The organism is Streptomyces sp. NPDC001056, assembly GCF_053598955.1.
This window is the reverse complement of record NZ_JBSFLI010000048.1, coordinates 16,904-40,984: the sequence shown is the minus strand read 5'-3', so window position 1 is coordinate 40,984 and position 24,081 is coordinate 16,904. Positions and strand designations below refer to the sequence as shown.

The 24,081-nt window shown below is 71.7% G+C and carries 21 protein-coding genes and 1 pseudogene; 6 read left to right on the top strand and 16 right to left on the bottom strand.

Annotated elements, in window-relative coordinates; genetic code table 11:
• Window positions 1-86 precede the first annotated feature (86 nt).
• The 6 genes from ACWDD7_RS34555 to ACWDD7_RS34530 form a co-directional block, all read right to left on the bottom strand.
• Window positions 87-1,910 carry a phospholipase C gene (locus ACWDD7_RS34555; protein ID WP_450460312.1) on the bottom strand — a complete coding sequence of 608 codons (1,824 nt, stop codon included), beginning with the start codon at window positions 1,908-1,910 and terminating at the stop codon, window positions 87-89.
• 240 nt (window positions 1,911-2,150) lie between these two features.
• Window positions 2,151-3,377, bottom strand: a complete 1,227-nt coding sequence (gene efeB / locus ACWDD7_RS34550) for an iron uptake transporter deferrochelatase/peroxidase subunit (RefSeq protein WP_351868361.1) — start codon at window positions 3,375-3,377, stop codon at window positions 2,151-2,153.
• On the bottom strand, window positions 3,374-4,567 hold the full coding sequence (locus ACWDD7_RS34545; protein WP_450460311.1) for an EfeM/EfeO family lipoprotein: 1,194 nt from the start codon (window positions 4,565-4,567) through the stop codon (window positions 3,374-3,376). Before ACWDD7_RS34545 ends, efeB begins: the two co-directional genes overlap by 4 nt.
• 161 nt (window positions 4,568-4,728) lie before the next feature.
• Window positions 4,729-5,487 carry a polysaccharide deacetylase family protein gene (locus ACWDD7_RS34540; protein WP_450460310.1) on the bottom strand — a complete coding sequence of 253 codons (759 nt, stop codon included), beginning with the start codon at window positions 5,485-5,487 and terminating at the stop codon, window positions 4,729-4,731.
• Window positions 5,488-5,890: 403 nt separating this feature from the next.
• Complete coding sequence (locus tag ACWDD7_RS34535) at window positions 5,891-6,685, bottom strand: GNAT family N-acetyltransferase (protein ID WP_450460309.1); 795 nt, start codon at window positions 6,683-6,685, stop codon at window positions 5,891-5,893.
• Between the two features lie 305 nt (window positions 6,686-6,990).
• The gene (locus ACWDD7_RS34530) at window positions 6,991-7,329 is read right to left on the bottom strand and encodes a GNAT family N-acetyltransferase (RefSeq protein ID WP_450460308.1); all 339 of its coding nucleotides are present in this window, start codon (window positions 7,327-7,329) and stop codon (window positions 6,991-6,993) included.
• A 539-nt stretch (window positions 7,330-7,868) separates the two neighbouring features.
• On the opposite strand from ACWDD7_RS34530, the gene ACWDD7_RS34525 reads away from it, so the two are divergent.
• On the top strand, window positions 7,869-8,741 hold the full coding sequence (locus ACWDD7_RS34525) for an SGNH/GDSL hydrolase family protein (protein ID WP_351868345.1): 873 nt from the start codon (window positions 7,869-7,871) through the stop codon (window positions 8,739-8,741).
• A 12-nt stretch (window positions 8,742-8,753) separates the two neighbouring features.
• Here the strand turns inward: ACWDD7_RS34525 and ACWDD7_RS34520 are convergent, their stop codons facing one another.
• Complete coding sequence (locus ACWDD7_RS34520) at window positions 8,754-9,554, bottom strand: SDR family NAD(P)-dependent oxidoreductase (RefSeq protein ID WP_450460307.1); 801 nt, start codon at window positions 9,552-9,554, stop codon at window positions 8,754-8,756.
• A gap of 87 nt (window positions 9,555-9,641) precedes the next feature.
• Here ACWDD7_RS34520 and ACWDD7_RS34515 point away from each other — a divergent pair.
• Window positions 9,642-10,494, top strand: a pseudogene (locus ACWDD7_RS34515) (helix-turn-helix transcriptional regulator).
• Window positions 10,495-10,594: 100 nt separating this feature from the next.
• On the opposite strand, the gene ACWDD7_RS34510 reads toward ACWDD7_RS34515, so the two are convergent.
• Window positions 10,595-11,827: a hypothetical protein gene (locus ACWDD7_RS34510; RefSeq protein WP_450460306.1), complete on the bottom strand. Its 1,233-nt coding sequence runs from the start codon at window positions 11,825-11,827 to the stop codon at window positions 10,595-10,597.
• Window positions 11,828-12,322: 495 nt separating this feature from the next.
• On the opposite strand from ACWDD7_RS34510, the gene ACWDD7_RS34505 reads away from it, so the two are divergent.
• Window positions 12,323-12,403 (top strand): tryptorubin family RiPP precursor, encoded by an 81-nt coding sequence (locus ACWDD7_RS34505; protein ID WP_351868368.1) that lies wholly within the window; start codon window positions 12,323-12,325, stop codon window positions 12,401-12,403.
• A gap of 154 nt (window positions 12,404-12,557) precedes the next feature.
• Complete coding sequence (locus tag ACWDD7_RS34500) at window positions 12,558-13,610, top strand: cytochrome P450 (protein WP_392218526.1); 1,053 nt, start codon at window positions 12,558-12,560, stop codon at window positions 13,608-13,610.
• Window positions 13,611-13,632: 22 nt separating this feature from the next.
• On the opposite strand, the gene ACWDD7_RS34495 is transcribed toward ACWDD7_RS34500, so the two are convergent.
• From ACWDD7_RS34495 to ACWDD7_RS34465, 7 genes are all read right to left on the bottom strand, one after another.
• On the bottom strand, window positions 13,633-14,511 hold the full coding sequence (locus ACWDD7_RS34495) for a DMT family transporter (RefSeq protein WP_450460305.1): 879 nt from the start codon (window positions 14,509-14,511) through the stop codon (window positions 13,633-13,635).
• Between the two features lie 137 nt (window positions 14,512-14,648).
• On the bottom strand, window positions 14,649-16,403 hold the full coding sequence (locus ACWDD7_RS34490) for a carbohydrate binding domain-containing protein (RefSeq protein ID WP_450460304.1): 1,755 nt from the start codon (window positions 16,401-16,403) through the stop codon (window positions 14,649-14,651).
• 186 nt (window positions 16,404-16,589) lie between these two features.
• Window positions 16,590-16,871: a hypothetical protein gene (locus ACWDD7_RS34485; RefSeq protein ID WP_351868337.1), complete on the bottom strand. Its 282-nt coding sequence runs from the start codon at window positions 16,869-16,871 to the stop codon at window positions 16,590-16,592.
• A 72-nt stretch (window positions 16,872-16,943) separates the two neighbouring features.
• Window positions 16,944-17,759, bottom strand: coding sequence for an ABC transporter permease (locus ACWDD7_RS34480; RefSeq protein WP_351868365.1), 816 nt, complete (start codon window positions 17,757-17,759; stop codon window positions 16,944-16,946).
• 25 nt (window positions 17,760-17,784) lie between these two features.
• Window positions 17,785-18,678 carry an ABC transporter permease gene (locus ACWDD7_RS34475; protein ID WP_450460303.1) on the bottom strand — a complete coding sequence of 298 codons (894 nt, stop codon included), beginning with the start codon at window positions 18,676-18,678 and terminating at the stop codon, window positions 17,785-17,787.
• A gap of 3 nt (window positions 18,679-18,681) precedes the next feature.
• The gene (locus ACWDD7_RS34470; protein WP_450460302.1) at window positions 18,682-19,875 is read right to left on the bottom strand and encodes an ABC transporter substrate-binding protein; all 1,194 of its coding nucleotides are present in this window, start codon (window positions 19,873-19,875) and stop codon (window positions 18,682-18,684) included.
• A gap of 26 nt (window positions 19,876-19,901) precedes the next feature.
• Window positions 19,902-20,933 carry an ABC transporter ATP-binding protein gene (locus ACWDD7_RS34465; RefSeq protein ID WP_450460301.1) on the bottom strand — a complete coding sequence of 344 codons (1,032 nt, stop codon included), beginning with the start codon at window positions 20,931-20,933 and terminating at the stop codon, window positions 19,902-19,904.
• A gap of 104 nt (window positions 20,934-21,037) precedes the next feature.
• On the opposite strand from ACWDD7_RS34465, the gene ACWDD7_RS34460 reads away from it, so the two are divergent.
• Both ACWDD7_RS34460 and ACWDD7_RS34455 read left to right on the top strand, forming a co-directional pair.
• The gene (locus tag ACWDD7_RS34460) at window positions 21,038-21,778 is read left to right on the top strand and encodes a FadR/GntR family transcriptional regulator (RefSeq protein WP_450460300.1); all 741 of its coding nucleotides are present in this window, start codon (window positions 21,038-21,040) and stop codon (window positions 21,776-21,778) included.
• Window positions 21,779-21,815: 37 nt separating this feature from the next.
• On the top strand, window positions 21,816-22,580 hold the full coding sequence (locus ACWDD7_RS34455; protein ID WP_450460299.1) for a cache domain-containing protein: 765 nt from the start codon (window positions 21,816-21,818) through the stop codon (window positions 22,578-22,580).
• 22 nt (window positions 22,581-22,602) lie between these two features.
• Here the strand turns inward: ACWDD7_RS34455 and ACWDD7_RS34450 are convergent, their stop codons facing one another.
• Window positions 22,603-24,081, bottom strand: a complete 1,479-nt coding sequence (locus ACWDD7_RS34450) for a glutamate-cysteine ligase family protein (protein ID WP_351868320.1) — start codon at window positions 24,079-24,081, stop codon at window positions 22,603-22,605.

The following is a 24,081-nucleotide window of genomic DNA, read 5'->3' as shown; positions in this document are numbered from 1 at the left end:
GCCGGGCCCCATCCATGGCGACGCGCTGCCCCGCAATGTGCCCCCCGGCCGTCGGCCGGGGGCACACCCGTGTGCGCTTGCTGTCGTCAGGCCTGCTGACGGCGGCGCATCGTGAGGTACGTGCCCGTGACACCGGCGGCCAGCAGGGCGCCGACGCCGAGGCCGACCGGGAGGGCCGGGAAGGACGCGTCCGTGGCGTCGGCCGCGTTCTGCAGGGCCGGGCCCGGGGTGATGCTGGTGTGCACCGGGGCGACGTGCTTGATCGGACCGACGGACTTCACGGAGCCGTCGGAGTTCAGCAGCACCTGCTTGTTGTTCGGGTGACGGAAGTCGAACATCCCGCCGAGCGAGCCGGCCTGGGCGTCGAAGGAGGCGTCACCGATGCGGCCCGTGTGCCAGTTGTCCTCGATGAAGCGGGTGATGGACGCCTGGTCGGTCAGCGTGTGGTCGACCTTGTTCACCTTGCTGTAGGGCGAGATGACCAGCAGCGGCTGGCGGGTGCCGGGGCCGCAGCGGTCCGCGTATCCGCCGGCCGCCTTCGGGCCGCTCTGGCAGGCCGGGGCGTCGGTGGCCTTGCCGTTGGAGCCGACCGAGCTGTCGGTCGAGCCGTTGCGCGGGGCGACGAAGGCGTGGTCGTACCAGCCGTCCGAGTCGTCGTAGGCGACCACGATCGCGGTGGACTTCCACTGCGGCGAGCTCTGGATCGCGTTGATCTGGTCGACCAGGAAGTGCTGCTCGTCGATCGGGTCCGAGTAGCCGGCGTGGCCGTCCTGGTACGAGCCGGCCTTCAGGAAGCTGACGGACGGCAGCTTGCCCGCCTTGAGCGCGGCGGAGAAGTCGGTCAGGTCGTACTGGTGGTTGGCCTGACCGTTGTGGCCGATCTCGGAGACGGACTTCGGCGGCAGGTGGTGCGGGTTGGCCGTCGACTTGTAGTACGAGAACGGGTTGTGGTGCGGGCTGTAGTCCACCACGGACGCGTTGCCGACGTTGGTGTGCGTGGCGTCGCACTTGGCGTAGGAGCCGGACTGGCCGTTCCACGCGGTCGTCGGGCGGAAGCCGCCCTGGAACCAACCCCAGGAGACGTTCTTGTCGTTGAGCAGGTCACCGATGTTCTTGCCCTGCATCGACGCCAGCGCGTTGCTGCTGGTGTGGTCCTTGCCGGAGCAGTCGTCCCAGGCCGGGTCGGGGTCGTTGACGACCGTGCCGACACCGTTGGCGTCCGGCGACTGGACCGTGTACCGGTCCGGCTTGCCGGTCTGCTCGCCGGTGGTGGGGTCGATGGAGACCACGCCGTGCGTGTTGCCGGAGACCAGGTTGAGCGCCCCGGGCGTGGACGGGCCGTAGGTGGAGCTGTAGGCGCGGTCGCTCAGCGTGTACTGCTGGGCGTAGTTCCACAGCGCCGTCACGGTGTTGCCGTCGTAGTAGTCCATCACCAGGCCCGGCTCGCCGAACAGGCCGCCGCTGCACTTGTCGACCTCGGTGTTCTGCACGAACTGGTCGGCCTTGCCGCCGTTGTAGGCGTACTGCTCGGCGCCGTAGGAGTGGTTCTGGTCACAGGTCATCGCCTGGGACGGGGACAGCCGCTTCGGCGCGTACTGGTTGGGGTTGTTCTCCAGCAGCCCGGCGTGGGCGAGCGTGTCGATGTCCTTCGGGGTGTGCTTCGACGCGGTGAACTTCGTGCCGTCGGTGTTGGCGGCCTTCGGGTACGTGGCGAAGTAGTGGTCGAAGGAGATGTTCTCGTCGAAGAGCACGACAACGTGCTTGATCGGCGTCGCGGTCGACGAGGCCCCGTGCACGTGGGCGGGCGTCGCCGCCCACCCGGGCGCGTTGCCGCCGAGCGCGGTGAGCGCCGCGACCCCCGCGAGCGCGACCAGGCTGCGCGTCGCGGCTCGTCTTCCTCTGCTGGCCATGGTGGTCTACCCCTTTGGACAGTACGTCTGTGCGGTGTACGAGCAGGCATGCTGCGCTCCTTGCGGGGCGCGTCGGCGGAGCAATGATGTCGCGTGGATGAATACCGAGTCAGGGAACCTGGGGGAAAACTTGACAGGGTGTTGACCAAGCGGGCTGTCGGCTTGTCCGGACAGGTTCGGGTGAACTGCCCGGTCAGGCGGGGAGAGGGGCCGGACCGGGCGGGCGGGCGTCCGGGCATGTCAGGCGAACAGGGCGCGTCCGTACCAGTCCTGGGCATCGCGCACCCCGGGCAGCGCGAAGAAGTAGCCGCCGCCGAAGGGGCTGATGTAGTCGGTCAGCGGCTCGCCGGTCAGCCGGTGCTGCACGGTCTCGAACTGCCGTACGAGGTCCTGCTGGTAGCAGGAGAACAGCAGTCCCATGTCGAGGTTGCCGTTGGCGTCCATGCCCCGGTCGTAGTTGTATGCGCGGCGCAGCAGCCGCTGCTGGGCGGTGGCAGGAGTGCGCGGGTTGGCCAGCCGGATGTGCGCGTCCAGCGGGATGACGTCGCCCTTGGGATCGTCCGCGTACGCGGGCGTGTCGTGCTCGCGGTCGCCGTCCAGCGGCGCGCCGGAGGAGCGGGACCGGCCTATGATCCGCTCCTGCTCGCTGAGCGACACCCGGTCCCAGAACTCCACGAGCATCCGGATCAGCCGAACGACCTGGTAGCTGCCGCCGACGGCCCAGTCCGGCTCGCCCAAGGCGCGGTCCACCCAGATCAGTTGGTTCATCTCGCGGGCGCTGGTGGTGTCCGGGTTGGCGATGCCGTCCCGGAAGCCCAGCAGATTGCGCGGGGTGCCGGAGGGCCGGGGCGGGCTGGAGAAGCCGTCCATCCGCCAGCGGACCTGGATGCCGCCCCGGGTGTGCCGGGTGAGGTCGCGCAGCGCGTGCAGGGTGGTGTCCGTGTCGTCGGCGTGCAGTTGGAGGCTGAGGTCTCCGTGGCACCACTCGGGCCTGAGGTCGTCGTCGGGGAAGGCGGGCATGGCGGTCAGCCGCTTGGGCTTGAGCGCCTTGAGCCCGAACCGGTCGTCGAACAGCGAGGCGCCGACGCCCACGGTGACGGCCAGCTGCCCGCCGGGAAGCCGGTCGCCGAGGATGCCCGAGTCGGCGGGCGGCCCGGTGACACCCGCCGGGTCCGGCGTGCCGCCGGAGGTGAGCAGCCGGGCCCGCTCGGTCAACGTGCGCATCAGGTCGGCGAGTTCGGCGCGGGTCTCGGCGGTCACGTCGAGGGCGGCGAACACACAGGTACGGCGGGGGGCCGCGATCGCCGAGGCCTGGTGGACACCGTGGAACGGCGCGAGGGCGGCGGTCGGCTCGGCGGCGGTGGCGCCGGGGGCGGCGGCGCCGGTCGCGAGGCCCGCACCGGTGAGGGCGGCGCCGCGCAGAAAGCCGCGCCGGGCGAGTCCATGGGGTCGTTCGGCGGTGCTCACACGGTCCTCCGGGGGTCGCACAGGGTCGACACCGACGCCAGCCGCTCCACGAGGCCGCCGAGCACCGAGTCGGTCCGCTCCCGCTGGGCGCGGGTCAGTTGGTCGAGCGGCGTCCAGCGCCCGTCGTGCCGGAAGCCGTCGAGGGTGTGTCCGGCCTGCGTCAACTCCCGGTCGAGTCCCGGCAGATCGGCGTACCGGGTGGTGAGCAGCGGGCGCAGTCGCGACAGGACTTCGAGGGTGCCGTCGAGGTTGGCGCGGGCGGTGGCGAGGTTGCTGCCGCTGCCGTAGTCGGTGCGGCCGGTCAGCTCGAACTGCACGGTGTTCTCAAGGATCTCGTGGGCGCGCAGACCGAGTTGGGCGGGATCCATGCGGCTCTGCGCCCAGCTGTCGCGCAGCCCGGTGAGCGCCTTGACCAACGCCGCCGCCGGGGCGCGCAGTCCACTCGCAGACCCGCCGTGCCACAGGCCGTACTCGATGCGGTGGAACCCGGTGAAGCCCGGGTCGTGCACCCCGCCGGGCAGCCCCGCGTCGGTGCCGTTGATCTTCCCGTCCGCGTCGCCGAAGGCGTTGTACGCCGCTCCGAGCCGCTCGTACTGGAGGTGTGCCGGCAGCCAGGCGGAGCGGGCGGCGGCGAGGTCGCCGCGGTCGATCGCCTCCTGGAGCCTGGCCGAAAGCCGTACGGCCGCGGAGAGTCCGCCGCCCACCCACTTCTGGTAGGTGAGCGCGGGCGGGATGAGGTCGTGCTCGGTGACCGGCGCGGCGCCGGGGCCGCGCTGTCCGGTGGTGACCCGGACGGTCGGGCCGGTGACGGCGTCGGCGTCGTCGGGCACGCACATGAAGGCGTACGTGCCCTTGCCCACCCGGACCGTCAACTGGCGTGTGGTGCCGGGGCCGATGCCCTCCACCTCGCCGTACACCGCGTGGGTGCCGGGGTCCTCCAGATAGACCTCGGCGGCGCCGTCGGAGGTGTTGTGCAGGTCGAAGGTCCGCACCCCGGGCTCGGGGCGGCTCCAGCCCCGGCCGCAGTGGCTCTCGGAGACCTCGACGACGAGGCGCGGAGCGGATGACTTCCTGTGTCCGGAGCCGCCGGTGCACAGGGCCACCAGGGCGAGGGCGACAGCGAGGACGAGGAACACGGTCGGCGCCGTCCGGAGACGATGCGACCGCGTGCCGAGGCGGGGCAACGGCATGCTGAGCCTTTCCGGACGACGTACGCAGGTGCCCGCGGGGCGGGTTGACCGCCGCCGGGACGCGCTCATCGTAGACACCCGGAAGGAACCGAACACCCGTCCGGGGTGCTGGGTGGCCAAGAATTTCCCGGGGGTTCACCGGCCGGTGGGACGCGCTGCGGTCAGCGCACCGGGAAGCCGAAGCCGTATCCCTGCTGCTTCAGCCACGGCAGGAGGGTGCGCAGCGCCGCCACGGTCTGGGCGCGGTCGCCGCCCGCGTCGTGGAAGAGCAGCGTGGGACCGTTGGCCAGCTCGCTCCTGACGGTGGAGACGATCGCGTCGGTGCCCGGCCGTTCGAAGTCCTTGGAGTCGACGTTCCAGCCCAGCGGACGCATCCCGTGCGAGGCGGCGAGCTTCCTGCTGTACGGGGTGAACGCGCCGCCCGGCGCCCGGTAGTACATCGGGCGCACGCCTCCGGACGCGTCGGTGATCTGCCGTTCGGCGTCCAGGATCTGCTGCGACTGGTACGACTCGGACTTGTGGTCCATGCCGGTGTCGTGCGAGACCGTGTGGTCGCACAGCCGGTGCCCGGCCGCGACCACCTGCTTGACCATGTCCGGGTGCGCCTGCGCCTCGGGGCCGACCATGCAGAACGTCGCCTTGACGCCGTTCTCCCGCAGCACCTGGAGGACCTGGGGGGTCCAGGTCGGGTCGGGGCCGTCGTCGATGGTGATGTTGACGGCGTGCGCGCCCGCGTCGGAGGAGTGGGCGATGACGGGGGACACGGCCACCGCCTTCGGCGCGCTGTGGTGGGCCGGTGCGGCCGGGGTGTTCTGCCCCGCCTGCGCGGTCCACACCGAGGCGGCGGCCGCCACCGCCGTGACCCCGACCGCCGCCCCGATCACCCGGCCGTACCATCCCCGCCCAGCGTGCCGCGCCATGTCCGTCCCTGCTCCCCGCCGTGTCCCCGGCTCTTGTGTGGTGTGCTGCACATGCCAGGACGGCGGGGGAGTCGCCCGGGCTCCCGCTGTTACCGATCAAGGACAATTCCGCGACAGGGTCTGGAACTGGTGAAGGCGGCCGGCGACCTCCCCTCCTTCACCCGCCCCCTGGTCGCCCGGGGTGCCGAGGACCGGATGATGCCACCGGCCACCGGCCACCGGCCACCGGCCACCGGCCACCGGCCACCGGCCACCGGCCGCCGCCTCGCGCGACTCCTCCCGTGCTCCCGCTCTGTGGAGTTCCCGGACGCCGCACGCTCGACCAGCTGGACGCCCCCGCCGCCCTCGTCGACGAGATCCGCCGCTTCGTCAAGGACAACCCCCTGCCCTGAGGGTCTCCGTGTCACCCCTCGTGCGTCAGGTACAGCCGGGTCCCGCCGGGCCGGAAGCCCACGCGTTCGTACACGCGGCGCGAGCCCTCGCCCGAGTACTCCAGCCACACCGTCCGGGCGCCCCGCGCGAACAGCGTCCCGGCCAGCTGCGCGGTGACCGCCGCGGCGATACCCCGGCCCCGGTACGCGGGCAGCGTGCCGACGCCCGCCAGTTCCGCCGTGCCCTCGGCGGGCGCCGAGCACAGGGCGCCGCCCGCACAGCTCCCGTCGTCGGCGCGGACGAACCGGACCGCCCCGCCGCTCTCCTCGGTGCGCCGCAAGCGGGCCGCGCCCTCCGGGGACGGCGCCCACGCACCGCCGAACGCCTCGGCCAGCGCGGTGTCGATCGCGACGTAGTCCTCCTCCGAGACCGGCGCCTCCACCCGGACCCGGTCCCGGGTCCGTCCCGGTTCCGGCGACGCCCCCGGCTCCGGTGAAGCCGTCGGCACGGAGAGCGTCGCGGGGGTGCAGACCAGGTACTCGTGCACCGCCTCCGTGCCGAACCCGGCCCGCCGGAGCGCCGGTTCGACCCGCGGGGCGGCGTCCGGGGCGAACTCCAGCCGGGGCGTGAGCCCGCGCGTGCGGAACGCGGCGATCAGGTCCGCCACGTCCGCGTCGGTGGGCTCGGCGCCGGGGACGGGGGTGGCGTAGTTGACGTACGGGCTCGTCGTGGCCGGATCGAAACCCACGACGAAACCGCCCACTCGGCAGGCCGCCGGGCGGCGCAGGAGATGGGCGACGGCGAAACTCTGGACATCGGTGTACACGCTGAGGGTCCTCACGGTGAAAGCGGTCGTGCGTACGAGTGATCACCTCGGTGAGCGAGGTGGGCGGTGCGCTGGACACCGCATCGTCGGGCCGCCGTGAGGAGGGCGTGGGAACGCTGGAGCGCGCTGCCGCAGGCAGGGGGCTCAGTTCCGACGGCGGCCGCTGCGGGACGCCGAGACCATGGACTTCAGTCCTTCATGGAGAAGTGAGGGCTGTGAAAAGGCTGTTCGAGCTGGAGGGATCTTGCCATCGCCGGGCGGGGATGGCAAGCCCTCGGCGCCGGGGCGGGCGGGAGGCCCGCGGATCAGCCGAGCTGCGTGTCCAGCCAGTTCCGGATCTCGGGCGTCACCTCGTCGGTGATGTCCGCGAACTCCTCGTGCTTCTTGAGGAACTTGGCGACATACGGGCACACCGGCACGATGCGCTTGCCGAGCGCGCGCACGTCCGTGAGGGCGTACTCGACCAGTTGCCCGGCCAGGCCCTGCCCGGCGTGGGCCTCGTCGATCTCGGTGTGGAAGAAGACCCGCTGCTCGCCCCGGTCACGGTAGGCGGTGAGGCCGGCGCGTTCGCCGCCGACCAGGATCTCGTAGCGGTGCCGCGCGTCCACACGCTCCACGGTGGGCGCGGGGGAGGACTGGTCCATGATCGTCCTTTCGGCAAGGGGGTCATTGGTGCGGCGGGGCGCGGGAGGATGCCGGCGAGGGCCCGCCATGCCCCGCACTCTATCCCCGTTCCCGCAGGTCAGCGTCAGGCGCCCGGCTCCCGGGCGAATGCGGTGCCGGGCTCGGTGGCATACGTGGAAACCACCGGCCACCGACACGGCGGGGTCGGTGGCCGTCGGTACACCGCTCGCGGGTCCATTCGTGCTCGAATGATCCGTCATGCGCCGATCGCACCGCCGAGGTGCCCTGACAGCTCATCACCCACGCCTGGATCTGTGCCGGCAAGTCCTCCCGTAACAACGGCATTTCGACGCCCATATTTCATGAGCATTTCAAGAACTTCGGTCCGTGATGTTGACTCGGCGATCAGCTGCCCGCACATTACCTAGCGGTAGAACTCGCTGGTAGTACCGCAACTCCCTGCTCCACGGCCGTCGTCGTGCACGCCCCCACCCGCGCCCCGACGCCCGGCGATACCCCCTGTCCCGCACCAGTCGCGTATGAAGAGGGAGCACACCTCATGCCCACCCCCACCCTGCGCCGTGTCGCCGCCGCGGCGACCGCACTCGCCGGCACGCTGGCCCTCGGCCTCACCGCCGCCCCCGCCCATGCGGCGACGCCCCTCGACTACGTGGCCCTCGGCGACAGTTACAGCGCGGGTTCGGGTGTCACGCCCATCGACACCAGCAATCTGCTCTGCCTGCGCTCCACCGTGAACTACCCGCACGTCCTCGCGCAGGCAACCGGCGCCTCGCTGACGGACGTCACCTGCGGCGGCGCCCAGACCAAGGACTTCACCCAGTCCCAGTACTCGAACGTGGCACCGCAGTTGGACGCGGTGAACGCGGACACCGACCTGGTGACCCTGACCATCGGCGGCAACGACAACAGCACCTTCGTCAGCGCCATCGTGGACTGCGGCGTCGCCGGCGTCCTCAGCGCCGGCTCCGGCCACCCCTGCAAGGACAAGTACGGAACGTCCTTCGACGACGCGATCGACGCGAACACCTACCCCGCGCTGAAGAGCGCCCTGACCGCCCTGCGGACCAAGGCGCCCAACGCCCGGGTGGCGGTGCTGGGTTACCCGTGGATCGTGCCCTCCTCCTTCGACGCGTCCTGCTTCGTCAAGCTGCCGATCGCCTCCGGCGACATCCCGTATCTGCGCGCCCTCCAGGCCCACCTCAACTCCGTCGTCCAGCGCGCCGCCGAGGAGACCGGGGCGACCTTCGTGGACTTCTCACAGGTCTCCGACGGACACGACGCCTGCCAGGCCTCGGGCACCCGCTGGATCGAGCCGCTGCTGTTCGGCTCGAACCTCGTGCCGGTCCACCCCAACGCCCTCGGCGAGCAGCGCATGGCCGAGCGCACCATGAGCGTCATGGGCCTCGACTGACGAAAGCCCGGGTCAGGCGCGGGCACCCCCGTCGACCCGCAGCACCGTGCCGGTCACGAAGGAGGACCGATCGCTGAGGAGCCACGCGGCGGCCTCGGCGATCTCCTCCGGAGCGGCCGGCCGGCCCAGCGGGATCCCCGCCGTGATCCGCTGCTCGACGCCGGGACTCGCGGCCTCCCAGGTCCGGGTCATCTCCGTCAGCGTGAAGCCCGGCGCGACCGCGTTGACGCGGATGCCCTCCGGGCCGTAGGCCACGGCCGCCGACGCGGTCATGCTGTTGACCGCCCGCTTCGCCGCGGCGTACGCGGGCAGCTCGGGGTTCCCGCGCAGGCTCCCCACGGACGAGTTGTTGACGATGGCGCCGGTCCCGGCGGTCGCCCGGATGGCTCTGATCTCGGCGGCCATGGCCAGCCAGACGCCCCTCATGTTCACCGCGTAGACGCGGTCCAGCTCCGCCTCCGGCATCTCGTCCAGCGGAACCGGCCGCTGGATCATCCCGCCGTTGTCGAACGCGATGTCGAGGCGGCCGTACCGCTGAACGGCGCGGTCCACGGCGGCGCCTACGCTCGCCCCGTCGGCCAGATCGCACACCACGTGGTCCGCGGTTCCGCCCGCCGCCCGGATCTCCTCGGCCACCGCCTCCAGCTGAGCCTCCGTACGTGCCGCGAGCAGCACCCGCGCACCCTCCCGGGCGAACAGCCGCGCCGCCGCCGCGCCGATACCCCGTCCGGCACCGGTGATGAAAGCGACCTTGCCGGCCAGTAGCCCGGCAGGCGCCGAGCGAGGTGTCCCGTTGTTCTGTGTGCTGTCCATGTCCACGAGCCTGCGCCTTCGGTCCGGCCCCATCCAGGCACCACCTGTACCTGGCTGGGCCGTCCGGCGGACCCGCACACTGGAGCGGTGGACAGAGCGGAACTGGGAGCCTTCCTGCGCAGCAGGCGTGAGCGGGTCGGACCGGCCGACGTGGGGCTGCGCGCGGGGCCGCGCCGCCACACGCCGGGACTGCGCCGCGAGGAGGTGGCGGCGCTCGCGTTCATCTCGACCGAGTACTACACCCGCCTCGAACAGGCCCGCGCCCCGCGCCCCTCGCGCGAGGTGCTGGCCGGGCTGGCCCGGGCTCTGCGGCTGTCGGACGCCGAACGCGACCACCTCCACCGGCCGGCCGACGCCCCGCCGATCCCCGCGCCCGGCCCCCCACGCGAGGTGCGGCGGAGCGTCCTCGACCTGGTGCACCGGTTGCCGGGAGCCGCCGTCTTCGTCACCTCGGCCACGCTGGAGGTGCTCGCCTGGAACGAGCTGGCAGCCGCCCTCATGGAGGACTTCTCGGCCCTGCCGCGCCGCGACCGCAACCTCGCCCGCCGGGTCTTCCTCGGACCGCTCACCGAGGGCCGGCGCCTGTACGGGGTGTCCGACGCCGACGCGTTCGCACGGCGCGCGGCCCGTCGGCTGCGCACCGCCGCCGTCCGCTATTCCCGACGACCCCGAGGTGACCGGCCTCATCCGCGAACTCCGCGAGGGCAGCGAGGCGTTCGCCCGACTCTGGGCCGCCCACGACGTGGCCGCCGACCCGGCCCTGACCAAGACCTTCCGGCACCCGCTGGTCGGGCCTGTCACCGTCGACTGCGACGCCCTCGAAGTGACCGACCGCGACCAGCACGTGGTCATCTACACGGCCGTCCCCGGCTCTCCCTCCGAACAGGCCCTGCGGCTGCTGTCCGTCATCGGCACCCAGCGCATGACCACCCCCGGCTGATCACCCGCGCAGGGTGCGCGTGCGTGACATCGGCGCCGCGCCGGCCGGGGCGGGCTGTGTCTTCGCCGAGGTGTACGCCGCCGCCGCGCCACCCGGTGACTCAGCCCCGCCCGGCCGGGCGCAGGAACGAACTCCAGCCGCCCGCCGGCTTCTCGCCGACCTCCAGGGTGCGCAGCCGCCTGAGGATCGCCGGGTCCTGGACGTCGAGCCAGTCGACGAACTGCCGGAAGGAGACCAGCCGTACCTCGGGCCGCCCGGCGATCTGCCGCAGCGCCTCCTCGACCGCGTCCATGTAGATGCCGCCGTTCCACTGCTCGAAGTGGTTGCCGATGAACAGCGGCGCGCGGTTCGTCTCGTAGGCCCGGTCGAACCCCGCCATGTACGCCTGCGACGTCTGGGCGCGCCAGTAGGGGTAGTTGTACGACGGCGCGCGCGTCGAGTTCAGGGACTGGTTGGCCAGCATGTTCCAGTCCATGGACAGCACCTCGAAGCTGCGCCCGGGGAACGGGATGCCCTGCAACGGCAGATCCCACAGGCCGCCCCGCTTGCGTGGCCAGCGCTGCACCCCGCCCGGTGACGAGGCGTCGTAGCGCCAGCCCCGTTCCCGCGCGGCCGGCAGCAGGTTCTCCTGGCCGAGGAGACACGGGGTGCGGCCGCCGACGAGTTCCTTGTCGTAGTCGAAGGGGAGCGGTGGCTCGTCGCGCCAGCCGGTGTTGGTCCGCCAGGACTTGACGAAGGACCGGGCCTGCTCGATCTCCGCGTGCCACTGCGCCGGGGTCCAGTCGGCCACCGATCCGGAGCCCTCGCAGAAGTGCCCGTTGAAGTGCGTGCCGATCTCGTGCCCGTCGAGCCAGGCCCGGCGGACGTACTTCAGGGTCTGCCTGATGTGCTCGTCCGTGAGATAACCGATGTCCGAGGCGCCGACCGGGTTGTTCGGCGGCCGGTACAGCCGCTTCTTGTCCTCCGGCAGCAGGTAGAGGCCGGACAGGAAGAAGGTCATACGGGCGTCGTGCTCGCGCGCGAGTTCGAGGAAGCGCGGGAACAGCCCGGTGCCGAGTTCGCCCGCGCCGTCCCAGGAGAACACCACGAACTGCGGCGGGGTCTCGCCCGGTTCGAGCGGGGTGGGCGCCTCCGGCTGGTTCGGCTGCCGGCCGGTGTACGACGTAGAGCCGTCGCCGATCAGCCGGGGCGCCTGCCGCTCCCCGCCCGGTCCCGCCGAACCGCCGCCCCACCCGTTGCTGCCGCATCCGGTCAGCGTGCCGGTGGCCACGCCGAGGCCCGCGCCGAGGGTCAGGCGCGCCACCCTCCGGCGGCTGATTCCACTCGTCGCCACGCCATCGCCTCCTCGACCGGGACACGCGACTCGTCCGCTACCCCGCACAATAAGGACGATAAGCGTATGAAAGGGGTCATTTGGTCCGGCGTGGTGGACAAAAAGGGCCCGGAAACCGCGCGAGCGCCGGAACGCGGCCGTCCGCCACGTGTGCATTCGGCCAATCTGCGCCCGCCGGATCCCCGGAGGCGTGACCGCCCCTCCGTCCGCTGTGGCCGTCGTGCCGTCCTGCATCCGGACGGTCGCCACCCTCCGCCATCAGTGCGGACGCCGCAGGGGACCGGTGGGGCGCGTACCGGTGTCGGTGTCGAGTCCTATCAGGGCATCGATGACGGGAAAATGACCGAATTCCATTATCTGAAAGGCCAGTTATGTTCGATCGTGATTATTCGATGACCGATCAAGGGAAGCTTCCCGGAGTCACCGACACGTGATCTTCACGGGCTCGCACGGGACGACACGCGTCACCCAGCCCACTCGACAGGAGGTGCAGTGATGAAGCTTCTCTTCGCCATCCGCAACAAGGTCGCGGCCAGCAAGAGCCTCAAGGCGAACGCCTGGTACATCTGGTACTGACGGCGTACCGCCGCCCCGCGCGGCGCCTGACACCGTTGTCCGGCCGCGCACCCTCCCGGGGCCGGCCGGACGACGGTGTCCCACCGCGGCGCGGCCTTCCCCGGCCTCCCCCTCGGCCCATCTCGCCCCTGTCCTCGCATCCGGAGCGTCCGCCATGCCGCCGTCGCCGTCACCCGCAGCGCGAACGCGCACCACCGTGCTCGCCCCGCGGCTCGCCGCGCTCATCCGCGACCACCTGGGCCAGGACGTCTTCCGGCTGGAGCCCGACACCATCGGCGTCGCCGGGCCCGAGGTGTCCGACCGCATCCTCGCCGCGCGCCGGGCGACGGAGACCGAACGCCCCACCTTCAAGCCGTTGCAGGGCCGCTCCATCAGCCGCGCCGATGCCTCCCGGATCACCCGCACCCTCGGCAACGACGTCCGCGAGGCCCTCGCCGGACCCGTGGCCAGGAACGCCGACCTCACCGGCTCCTGGCCGCTGACCGGTCACCTCTTCCTGCGTGACCTCGTCCTCGGCCGCGATCCCCGGCGGCTGCGGATGCTGATGAGCCGCACCCTCGAACTCACCCCCAAGCTCACCTGGTCGGTGATCGCGGTCGGCGCCGCGCTGCCCGGCTGGCCCCGCCCGGACGACCGGCTCACCGGCCTCGGCGCGCGGACGGCACAGGCACGGGGCTACCACGAACGCCGGTACGCGATGGGCATGTACCGCAGGGCGGCCGCCCCGGTCTGCTTCACGGTCTCCACCCTGGTCGCCAACGCGCTCTGGCTGGGCGCGCCCTTCGCCGACGGCACCCCGAACCGCAACATCATCCACGAGTCCCTGCGCCTGCTGCCGCCCTCCTGGAACCTGCTGCGCAACGCCTCGCCCGAGTACCCGGCCATCGACGGCCGGATCGGCGCCCGCGACGACGTCCTGCTGCTGCCCCTGCTCTCCCACCGCGACCCCGCCCTGTGGGACGAGCCCGACGCCTTCCGCCCCGAGCGCTGGGACCACCTGGACCCCGAGGACACCCCCGGCTACCTGCCCTTCGGCCACTCCTCGGAGCGCTGCTGGGGCCGGCACATGGTCATGCCGCTCGCCGAACTCCTGCTCGACCTGGTCCGCGGCGCCGGGCTCGTGGTCGACCCCGCCCAGCGGATCGCCAAGGTGCCGCTCCTCGGCCTGCTCGGCGTGGACGACGTACGACTCGTGCGACCGAGCTGATCCGCGAGGCCGCTCACGCCGCTCAGGTCGCGGCCTCCTCCTCGGCCGGCACCTGGAGCAGGCGCAGATGCTGCACGGCCCGGCTCAGCACCAGCACGCCCGCCACGATCAGCACCGCCCCGCCCGCCTCGGGCACCAGCCACCAGCCCGTGCGGATCCGCTCGTCGAACAGGGTGATGCCGAGGGCGAGGCTCACCACCGCGTCGCCGATGGTCAGCGCGGGCTGGGCGGCGGCCAGCGGGCCCGCCTGGAGCGCGTTCTCCAGGAGCAGTACGGCGGCCACCCCGGTGAGCGCGAAGCCGTACGTCTGCCAGGACCGCAGGAACGCCAGGAACCCGTGGTCGGCGAACGTGCCCGACGCCGACTTGAGCAGCGCGGCGGTCAGCGCGTTGCCCGTGGCGGAGGCGGCCGCCAGCAGCGCGGCGCGCCGGGGCGCCGGGCGCCCGGGGGCGGCGAGGAGCACGGTGGCGGCCATGGCGCCGACGCACAGGCACAGGGCCGGGATCCAGCGGGTGAGCGGTGCCTGGTCGAGCGCTCCGTGCGGCGCGGCGGCGATCAGCAGCACGGCGAGGCCCGCCACACAGGCCCCGACGCCCCACCAGCCCGAGCGGGGCAGCCGCCGGTGCATCAGCGGGGCGGCGATCAGCAGCGCGAAGGGCAGCTCCAGGATGAACAGCGGCTGGACCAGCGCCAGCGGGCCGTTGACCAGGGCGAGGCTCTGGAACAGGGCCGCGCAGATCACACCCGCCATGCCGATCATCCAGAACGGCCGACGCACCAGCTCCGCGAGCAGCCGGATCCCGCCGCGGCTGCTCGCGGCGGCGGCCTTGCGCTGGAACGCGGTGCCGACGGCGTTGCTCGCCGCGCCCGCGACGGCGAACGCCGCGGCCAGTTCGATCACGGCCCTCTCTCCTGCCTGCGGTCACGTCTTCCCGGGAAGCCTCTTTCAGGCTACGGAAGATCACCGCGCGGCGCGGGGCGAGGACCCGGCCGGACCCACCCGGTGCGATCAGCGGGTGGGCCCGGCCGCGAGGGCGGTCAGGACAGGGCGAGGTCGTCGGCGTAGACCGCGCCCTGGGCGTACCAGCCGTGCACGTACACGGTGACCGTGCCGGAGGAGCCGGTGGTGAACGGCACCGTCAGCTTCTGCCAGGACGAGGAGGAGGTCCAGGTACTGGCCGTCGCCCCACCGCTGACGCCGAGGTAGGCGTACGACCCCTCCACCCAGCCGCTGAGCGTGTACGACGTGTTCGGCTTGAGGGTGAGGGTCTGGGCGCACTGGCCGGTCGCCGAGGAGGCCGGCTCGGTCTTCAGGGCGTGGCCGCCGCCGTGCGCCGGGGAGGAGACCACCGCGGCCCCGCTGTCGCAGGTCCAGGGCGACAGCGAGCCGCTCTCGAAGTCGCCGTTGGCCAGGGCCGTCGGGGTGCCGCCGCCGGCCCCGTTCACGGTCAGGCTGAAGGTGGAGCCGTGCTTGGCCGAACCCGCCGTGCCGGTCACGGTGAGCGGGTAGGTGCCCGGGGCCGTGGAGGCGGACGTCTTCACGGTGAGCGTGGAGCTGCCGCCCGCGGTGACCGAGGCGGGGCTCAGCGTGGCCGTCACCCCGCTCGGCGCGCCGCTGACCGTCAGGTCGACGGACTGGGCGCTGCCCGAGGTCACGGACGTCTTCACGGTCGCCGTGGTGGAACCGCCCGGGTCGAGCGAGGCGGCGGCGGGGGAGAGGGAGACCGAGAAGTCGTCGGCGGGCGGGGTGGTCGTACCGCCCGAGAACGGCGCGAAGGTGTGGGTGAAGTACCAGGTGTCCTGGCTGATGCCCGAGCAGCTGTCGGAGCCGCCGGTGCCGGGGCAGCCGCCGTTGTCGCGCTGGAGTGCCCAGAAGGACAGGGTGTTCAGGCCCTTGGAGACCGCCCAGTCGTACACGGCGGTGGCGTCGGCGGTGGTGAAGGTCTCGGCCGCGCCGTAGTCGTCGATGCCGGGCATCTCGGTGACGCCGATCATGTTCCACAGCCGGCTGTCCGACAGGTTCGGGTAGAGCGAGGCGAGCTGGTCGTGCAGACCGCTCGCGGCCGTCTGGGTGTCGGTGGCCATGTGGTGGGTGGCGCCGTCGTAGTAGTCGAACGTCATGATGTTGACGACGTCCACCTCGGCGCCCGCGCTCTTGGCGCTGCGCAGCACGGCGAGCCCGCTGTCGGCGAGGCCGGTCGTGGTGGTCGGCAGGGTGTACGAGAACTGCACCGAGCGCCCGTTGGCGGAGGCCCAGTCCTGGACCTTCTTGACGGCCTGGTTGCGGCGGTCGATGCCGGCCTGGTCGGTCAGCGAGTTGTCCTCGACGTCCATGTCGAGCCGGGAGACGTCGTAGGTGGTGATGATCTTCTCGTAGGCCGCGGCGATGGAGTCGACGTCGGTGCAGCTGTCGGCGATCTCGGTGCCGCCGTTGTCGGCCGCGTACCCGCCGAGCGAGGGGATGACGTCGCCGCCGCGCGAGCGGATGGCGCTGAAGTCGGAGCCGTAGACCGAGGGGTCGACGGGGGTGCCGGTGTCCCCGTTCCAGTAGGGCGTGCAGGAGCCCTTCTTCTCCGTCTGGAGGAAGGCCATGGTGAGGTACCCGGCGCCGGAGGACTGGGCGAGGGCGGCGGGGCTGTCGCCGTTGTAGGCCTCGAAGTAGGGGGCGAACACATGCGCGGGCAGCGGAGTCGCCGCGTGCGCGGTGCCCCCGATCCCCAGGGCGAGCCCCGCGGACGCGGCCAGGGTGGCCACGCCGGTGAGCAGGGCGCGTACGGATCTCGGACGTCTCATCGGGTTCTCCCGGTTGGCGAACGACGGTCGATCGAGGTGGGGGTGTCGCACGGCAGGGCCCGGCCGGGGCTACTGGTCCAGGCCATGATTGGTCTGGACCAAACCGGGGTCAAGGTGCGGGAGCCGCCTTTTTGTGTGTTCGTGGAAGAGCCGACCGATCGCTCGCTGGGCAGAATTGACTGTCCGTCAGGTCGCGCGGGTGCCGCCACCCCGGCGGATACGGCCCAGCAAGTCACGGTGATAGGCGGCGAGTCGGCCGTCCGGAACCGGCGCCGGACTGCCGGTGAGGGTGTACCAGGTGTCGCCGCCGAAGTGCTGGACGGCGACGCGCGCGCTGCGGCCGTCCGACCGCAGGATCGTGGCCACGGTGAGGTCGCCGGTGATGATCCCGGCCTCGTCCGTCATCGCCCCGCCGGGTCCCGCGGTGACCCGGTCGACATAGCTGTTCACGCTGGGAGGGTTGCTCATGGGCCGCAGGGTTCCAGTACGGCGCGCGGCACGCCCGCACCGGCCGTCCCCCGCGCGTGTCCGAACCCCGGCTCACACCCGGCTGGAGGTCGCCGTGTCCGCCGACAGCCGCTGCGCGAGGTAGATAGGGACCACCGAGAGCAGCACCAGGACGGCGGCCACGACGTTCACCACCGGCGCCTGCTGAGGCCGTGTCATATTGTCGAAGATCCAGATCGGCAGGGTCTCGATGCCGGGCCCCGCGGTGAACGTGGTGACCACGATCTCGTCGAAGGACAGCGCGAACGACAGCAGCGCACCGGCCAGCAGCGCCGAACGCACCAGTGGGAAGGTGACGTCCAAGAAGGCGCGGAAGGTGGTCGCGCCGAGGTCCATGGCCGCCTCCTCGTACGAGCCCGTCGTGCGGCGCAGCCGCGCCACCACGTTGTTGAACACCACGACGATGCAGAACGTGGCATGCCCGACGATCACCGTGAACAGCCCGAGCCCCACGCCCAGCGGCTGAAGAACCGTGCTGAAAGCGGAGTTCAGGGCGATGCCCGTGACGATGCCGGGCAGCGCGATCGGCAGCACCACCACGAACGACACCGTGTCCCGGCCGAAGAAGCGGTACCGGGCCACGGCGAACGCGATCAGCGTGCCGAGGACCAGCGCGACGGCGGTCGCGCCGAGCCCCGCCTTCACCGACACCCACAGGGCGTGCCGGGCGCCGGAGTCGTGCACGGCCGCCGACCACCAGTGCCCGGTCAGGCCCGGCGGCGGCCAGCTCGCGCTGCGGTCCGGGTTCAGGGAGTTGGCGAGGACCAGCAGCAGCGGGACGTAGATCACCGCGAAACCGAGCCCGGCGCCGATGCGCAGGGCGATGCGCGCACTGCGGCCGAGATGCACGTCGCTCATCCTCTCCGGGGGTGGGTCACAGACTGTCGAGGGCGCCGGTCCGGCGGATCGCCAGCAGGTACAGGACGATCACGACCACCGGGACGGTGCCCAGCGCGGCGGCCATGGGCAGGTTCAACTCGATGTTGGAGTACACGAGATTGCCGATCAGCTGCGTCTTGCCGCCGACGATCTGCACGGTGATGTAGTCGCCGAGGCTCAGCGAGAAGGTGAACACCGAGCCGGCCGCCACCGACGGCAGCACCATCGGCAGCACCACCGAGCGGAAGGTGCGCCCCGCGCGGGCCCCGAGGTCCGCCGACGCGTCGAGCAGCTGCGCCGGGAGCTGTTCGAGCGCGGTGTGGATCGGCAGGATCATGTACGGCAGCCACAGGTACGTCAGCGTGAGCACCGTGGCCGGCAGGCCGAACCCGGGGCCGCTGAGTCCGAACGGCCCGAGCAGCCAGTCGGCGAGCCCGCCCTGGGACAGGATGAGCCGCCACGCGTACACCTTGACCAGGTAACTCGCCCACAGCGGGGTGAGGATGGCGACCACCAGCAGCGGGCGGCGGCGCGGCGGGGCCACCCGTGCGGTGTAGACGGCGACCGGGAAGGCGATCAGCGCGCACAGCACGGTCACCGCGAGCGCGACGCCCACGCTGCGCGCGATCACCTCGCGGAACACCGGCGTCGTCACCAGCTGGTGGAAGTTGTCCGTCGACCAGACCTTCACCACCTGGGAGGTGAAGGAGTCGGTGGTCCAGAAGGCGGAGGCGAACAGCACGGCCAGCGAGCCGAGATAGAGGACGATCAGCCACAGGAGCGGCCCGGTGAGCAGCAGGGCCAGGCGCAGCCGGGGGCGGCGGTGCAGGGCCCCGGCGAGCCGCCGCACCCCCGAGGCCCGCGCCGTGGTCGGCGCTTCACTCGCCACGGCTCAGCCCTTGATCTCGGTCCACGCCTGCACCCACTTGGCATAGGGCACGCACCTGACGTCCGTCCGGCCGTCCAGGCACTGCTCGATGGGCGTGTTCCAGAAGGCGATCCGCTTCCAGTAGTTCTCGTCGGCCGCGTGGTAGACCGCGCAGAAGTTCTTGTCCTCGGTCCGGGCACAGGCCTTGGAGTTGGCCGGGGCCTCGCCGAAGTACTCGGCGACCTCGGCGTTGACCTTCGGGGAGACGATCCAGTTCAGCCATTTGTAGGCGCAGTTGGGGTGTTCGGCCTTGCTGGAGACCATCCAGGTGTCGGACCAGCCGGTCGAACCCTCCTTCGGCACCAGCGCCTTGACCTTGGCGCCCTCGGCGGCCGCGAGGTTGGCGATCACCTGCCAGGTGGTGCCGACGACCGAGTCGCCGCTCTTGAAGGCGGAGACCTCCTTGAGGTAATCGCCCCAGTACTCCCCGACGTCCGCGTTCTGCTTCTTCAGCAGGGCCACGGCCGCGTCGAACTGCGTCTGGTCCAGCGCGTACGGGTCCTTGATCTTCAACTCGGGCCTCGTGGACTTGAGATACAGGGCCGCGTCGGCGATGTAGATCGGCGAGTCGTACGCGGTGACGTGCCCCTTGTACTTCGAGGCGCCCTCGAAGATCGCCGACCAGGAGGTGGGCGCGGGCTTCACCTTCTGGGTGTTGTACATCAGCAGGTTGGCGCCCCGGCCGTGCGGGATGCCGTACATCGTGCCGTGCACCGAGTTCCAGGCGCCGTTCTTCAGCCCGCTGAAGACGTCCTTGTAGTTGGGTACCAGGGCGGTGTTGACGGGGGCCGCGTCGCCGGAGGCGATCAGACGCAGGGAGGCGTCGCCGGAGGCGGAGACGGCGTCGTACTCGCCGGTCTTCATCAGCTTGACCATCTCGTCCGAGCTGGCGGCGACCTTGGAGTGGACCTGGCAGCCCGTCTGCTTCTCGAAGTCGCTGACCCAGTCGACCTTGGGGTCGTCGGAGCCGTCCTCGACATAGCCGGCCCAGGCGATCAGATTGACCTGCCCCTCGGTCCTGCCGAGTTTCGTCGGGGCCTTCAGACGGGGCGGGTTGAGGCCGTGGGCGGAGGTGGAGCCGGAGGAGTCGCAGGCGGCGGCGAGCAGGAGCACGGCGCCGGCGCAGGCGGCGGTGCGCAGGGTTCGGGTGAGACGCACGTCGTTTCTCCAGGTGGGGGAGGCGGTCAGGAGGGCAGGCGGACGGCGTGGCGGCGGTGCCACTGGAGACGGACCCGGGTGCCGCGGTAGGCGGCGACATCCTCGGCGGAGGTCTCCAGGTTCTGCTGCACCGCGGTGAGCCGGCCCCCGCCGTCGAGGTCGACGAGGAGGCGGGTGGCGTCGCCGAGGTAGACGACGTCGGCGACCGTGCCGGTGGCGGTGGCATGCTCCGGCTCGTCCGCCTCCGCGGACTCCTTCAGGACGCGGATCTTCTCCGGCCGGATGTTGTATATGCCCGGGGCGCCTACGACCTGCTGGGCCACCTCCCCGTCGAGCAGGTTGGAGGTGCCGACGAAGGAGGCGACGAAGGGGGTCGCCGGGCGTTCGTAGATCTCCGCGGGGGTGCCGACCTGGGCGATGCGGCCCCGGTCGAAGACGGCGATCCGGTCGCTCATCGTCAGGGCCTCCTCCTGATCGTGGGTGACGAACACGAAGGTGATCCCCAACTCCCGCTGGATCGCCTTGAGTTCGCTCTGCATCTGCTCGCGCAGCTTCAGGTCGAGGGCGCCGAGCGGTTCGTCCAGGAGCAGCACGCGGGGGCGGCCGACGAGGGCGCGGGCGAGCGCGACGCGCTGGCGCTGGCCGCCGGACAACTGGGCGGGCCGCCGGTCGCCGTAGCCCGCGAGGCGCACCTCTGCGAGTGCCTCGCGGGCGCGGGCGAGCCGCTCGGCCTTCGGCACCTTGCGGATCTTCAGCGCGTAGGCCACGTTCTGTTCGACCGTCATGTGCGGGAAGAGCGCGTAGTCCTGGAAGACGGTGTGCACATCCCGCTCGAACGGGGCGAGCCCGGTGACCTCCTGCCCGGCCAGCTCGATCCGGCCCTGGTCGGGCGACTCGAACCCGGCGACGAGCCGCAGCACCGTGGTCTTGCCGGAGCCGGACGGGCCGAGCATCGAGAAGAACTCGCCGTCCCGGATCTCCAGGTCGACCCCCGCCACGGCGGCCGTCTGCCCGAATGACTTGCGCAGGTCCTGCAGCCGGATCGCAATTCCCTGCATGGGGGAACCTTTCTGGCGCGCGGTACGTTGGCGGCAAAGATATGAAGTCATAGTTCTCATCTCAAGAGCCCGTTGGGGTAAAGCTTGAGTCAACGCATGAGGTGATGGCCGTGGGAGAGGACCAGAGCGGCGCCCGCAGGGCCGTCTTCAGTCCGGTGGACAGCCGGGCCCGGGTGGACACGGTCGTCCGCCGCCTCGGCGACGCCATAGAGCTGGGCCTCCTCGCCGACGGTGAGCAACTGCCGGGCGAGAGCGTCCTCGCGGGACAACTCGGTGTCTCCACGGTCACCTTGCGGGAGGCCCTGATGGCTCTGCGGCAACAGGGCCTGCTGATCACCCGCCGGGGCCGGGGCGGCGGCAGCTTCGTCTCGCTGCCCGAACTCCCAGCCGAGGACCGGCTCAAGGCCCGGCTGCGCGGCTGGAGCTCCGAGGAACTGCGCGACCTCGGCGACCACTGGGCCGCCCTGTCCGGCGCCGCCGCCCGCCTCGCCGCCCAGCGCACCGAGCCCGAGGATCTGCGCCAACTGCGCCGTACCGCCGAGGAGTTGTCACGGGCCGAGGACGCGCCGGCCCGGAGCCGGCTGTACGGCCGCTTCCATGTCGAACTCGCGGCCGCCGCCCAGTCCGCCCGGCTCACCCGCGAACAGGTCGCGCTCCAGGGTGAGATGGGCGCCCTGCTCTGCCTCGTCCTCGCCGACGACCCCTATCGTGAAGAAGTCGCGGACCGGCAGCGCAATGTGATCTCCGCGGTGCAGGATGGGGCCCACGAAACGGCCGGCACGCTGGCCGAGCGGTGCGTCAGGGAGTCGACGGCGCGGCTCGTCGCCGTACGCCTCGCCCTCTGACCGTCCCGCGTCCGGTTCCCGTCCCCTGGAGGACACGATGGGCGTCAGCCCCGGGCTCGCCGCTCTCGGCACGGAGCCGGAGCCATGGGTGGCCGCGCAGGTCGGCGGCGCCCTGGAGGCCGTCTTCGATGCGGTCGCGGCCACCCGCGCCGACACGGCCGCCCTGCTCACCCGGGCGGCCACCGAGGGTCGTCAGCCCGTCAGCGCAGACCTCGCCGCCCTGCGCCCGGGACTCCATCAGCGCCTCATCCGCGACGAGCTGGTCTCCGGCGCCGGCTTCGTCGCCGTCCCGGGGCTGCTCGCCGACGTGCCCGTCTGGCTGGAGTGGTGGCAGTGCGGCGCCGACGGCGACGTACGCCCACTGCTGCTCGACCTCGACCCCGGCCGGTCGGCGTACTCCGACTACACCCACTGGGACTGGTTCGCGCTGCCCCGCGACACCGGACGGCGGGCGGTGGCCGGGCCGTACGTCGACTACCTCTGCTCCGACGAGTACAGCCTCACGCTGTCCGAACCGGTGTACCTCCAGGGCGCGTTCGCCGGCGTGGCCGCGGCCGATGTGTATCTGCGCCACTTCGAGGCCGCCGTCCTCCCGCTGCTGCGCCACCTCGCGCGCCCCGCCCACCTGGTCAACGCCCGCGGCCGCGTCGCCGCCTCCGCCGACCCCGCGCACCTGGCCGGATCCCTCACCAAGGGGCCGGACTTCGGGGAGCTGCTGCTCGGGGAGGGCCGGATCGGCGCCCATGAGGGGATGCGGCTGGTGCCCTGCCAGGGGATACCACTGGTACTCGTACTGGCCTGACCGGTACGGGAGCCGGCGGGCCTCAGTCGACCGGCCAGGTGTGGACCGGGGCGTTGAGATGCATGTAGTCGATGTACAGCTGTGTCATGCGGCGCAGCGCCTCGTGCCGGGAGCAGTGCGTGGTGTCGGTGATGTGGTGGAACATCTCCTTCTGCCACACCGCCCCGTTGCGGCCCGCCACACAGCGCTGCTCGATGATGCCGAGCAGCGGCTCCCGCCAGGCCTCGTCCATCCCGGAGTGCTCAAGGCCCCGGTGGGCGAGCGGCAGCAGCCTGCGCAGCACCAGTTCGGGCGCGGTGACCTCGCCGGCCCCTGGCCAGTACAACAGCGCCTCCATGCCGTGCCGGGCGGCCGTGTGCAGGTTCTCCTCGGCGGCCTTGAAGGACATCCGCGACCACACCGGCCGGTCCTCCTCGACCAGCGCCCGGGTCAGGCCGTAGTAGAAGGCGCCGTTGGCGAGGGTGTCGGCGACGGTCGGCCCCGCGGGCAGCACCCGGTTCTCCACGCGGATGTGCGGCCGGTCGCGGGAGACGGCGTAGACGGGGCGGTTCCAGCGGTAGATCGTGCCGTTGTGCAGGGTGAGTTCACCGAGTTCGGGCACGTCGCCGCGGTCCAGGGTCTCCGCCGGGTCCTGTTCGTCGCACAGGGGGAGCAGAGCGGGGAAGTAGCGGAGGTTCTCCTCGAACAGGTCGAAGACGCTGTTGATCCACCGCTCCCCGAACCACACCCGGGGCCGTACGCCCTGCACCTTGATCTCCTGCGGGCGGGTGTCCGTGGCCTGCTCGAACAGCGGGACACGGGTCTCGTGCCACAGCTCCTTGCCGAACAGGAAGGGGGCGTTCGCCGCGAGGGCCACCTGGACCCCGGCGATGGCCTGCGCCGCGTTCCAGTAGTCGGCGAACTCCTCGGGGGAGACCTGGAGATGGAACTGGGTGCTGGTGCAGGCCGCCTCCGGGGTGATGCTGTCCGCGTAGGTGCGCAGCCGGTCGACGCCGTCCACCTCGATGCGCAGGTCCTCGCCCCGGGCCGCGAAGACCTGGTCGTTGAGCATCCGGTAGCGGGGGTTCTCCGACAGCGAGTCCTCGCCGATGTCCTCCTGGCGCAGCGTGGGCAGGATCCCGACCATGATCAGCCGGGCGCCGACCGAGCGCGCCCGCTCGTCGGCATGGTCGAGCGCGGCCCGGATCTCCGACTCCCAGGCGTCCGGACCGCCCGCCGTCAGCTGCCTCGGCGGCACGTTGATCTCCAGGTTGAACCGGCCCAGCTCGGTGGACCACGCCGGGTCGGAGATCGCGTCCAGCACGTCGCTGTTGCGCATGGCGGGCTCGGCCTCGTCGTCCACCAGGTTCAGCTCGATCTCCAACCCGACCTGCGGCCGCTCGGCGTCGAACCGTGCCTCCCGCAGCATCTTCGCCAGCGCGTCCAGGCAGTCCTGCATCTTGACCCGGTACCGGCGGCGGTCCTCGCGGGTGAACACGAGCGCCGGGACGTCACGCCCCAT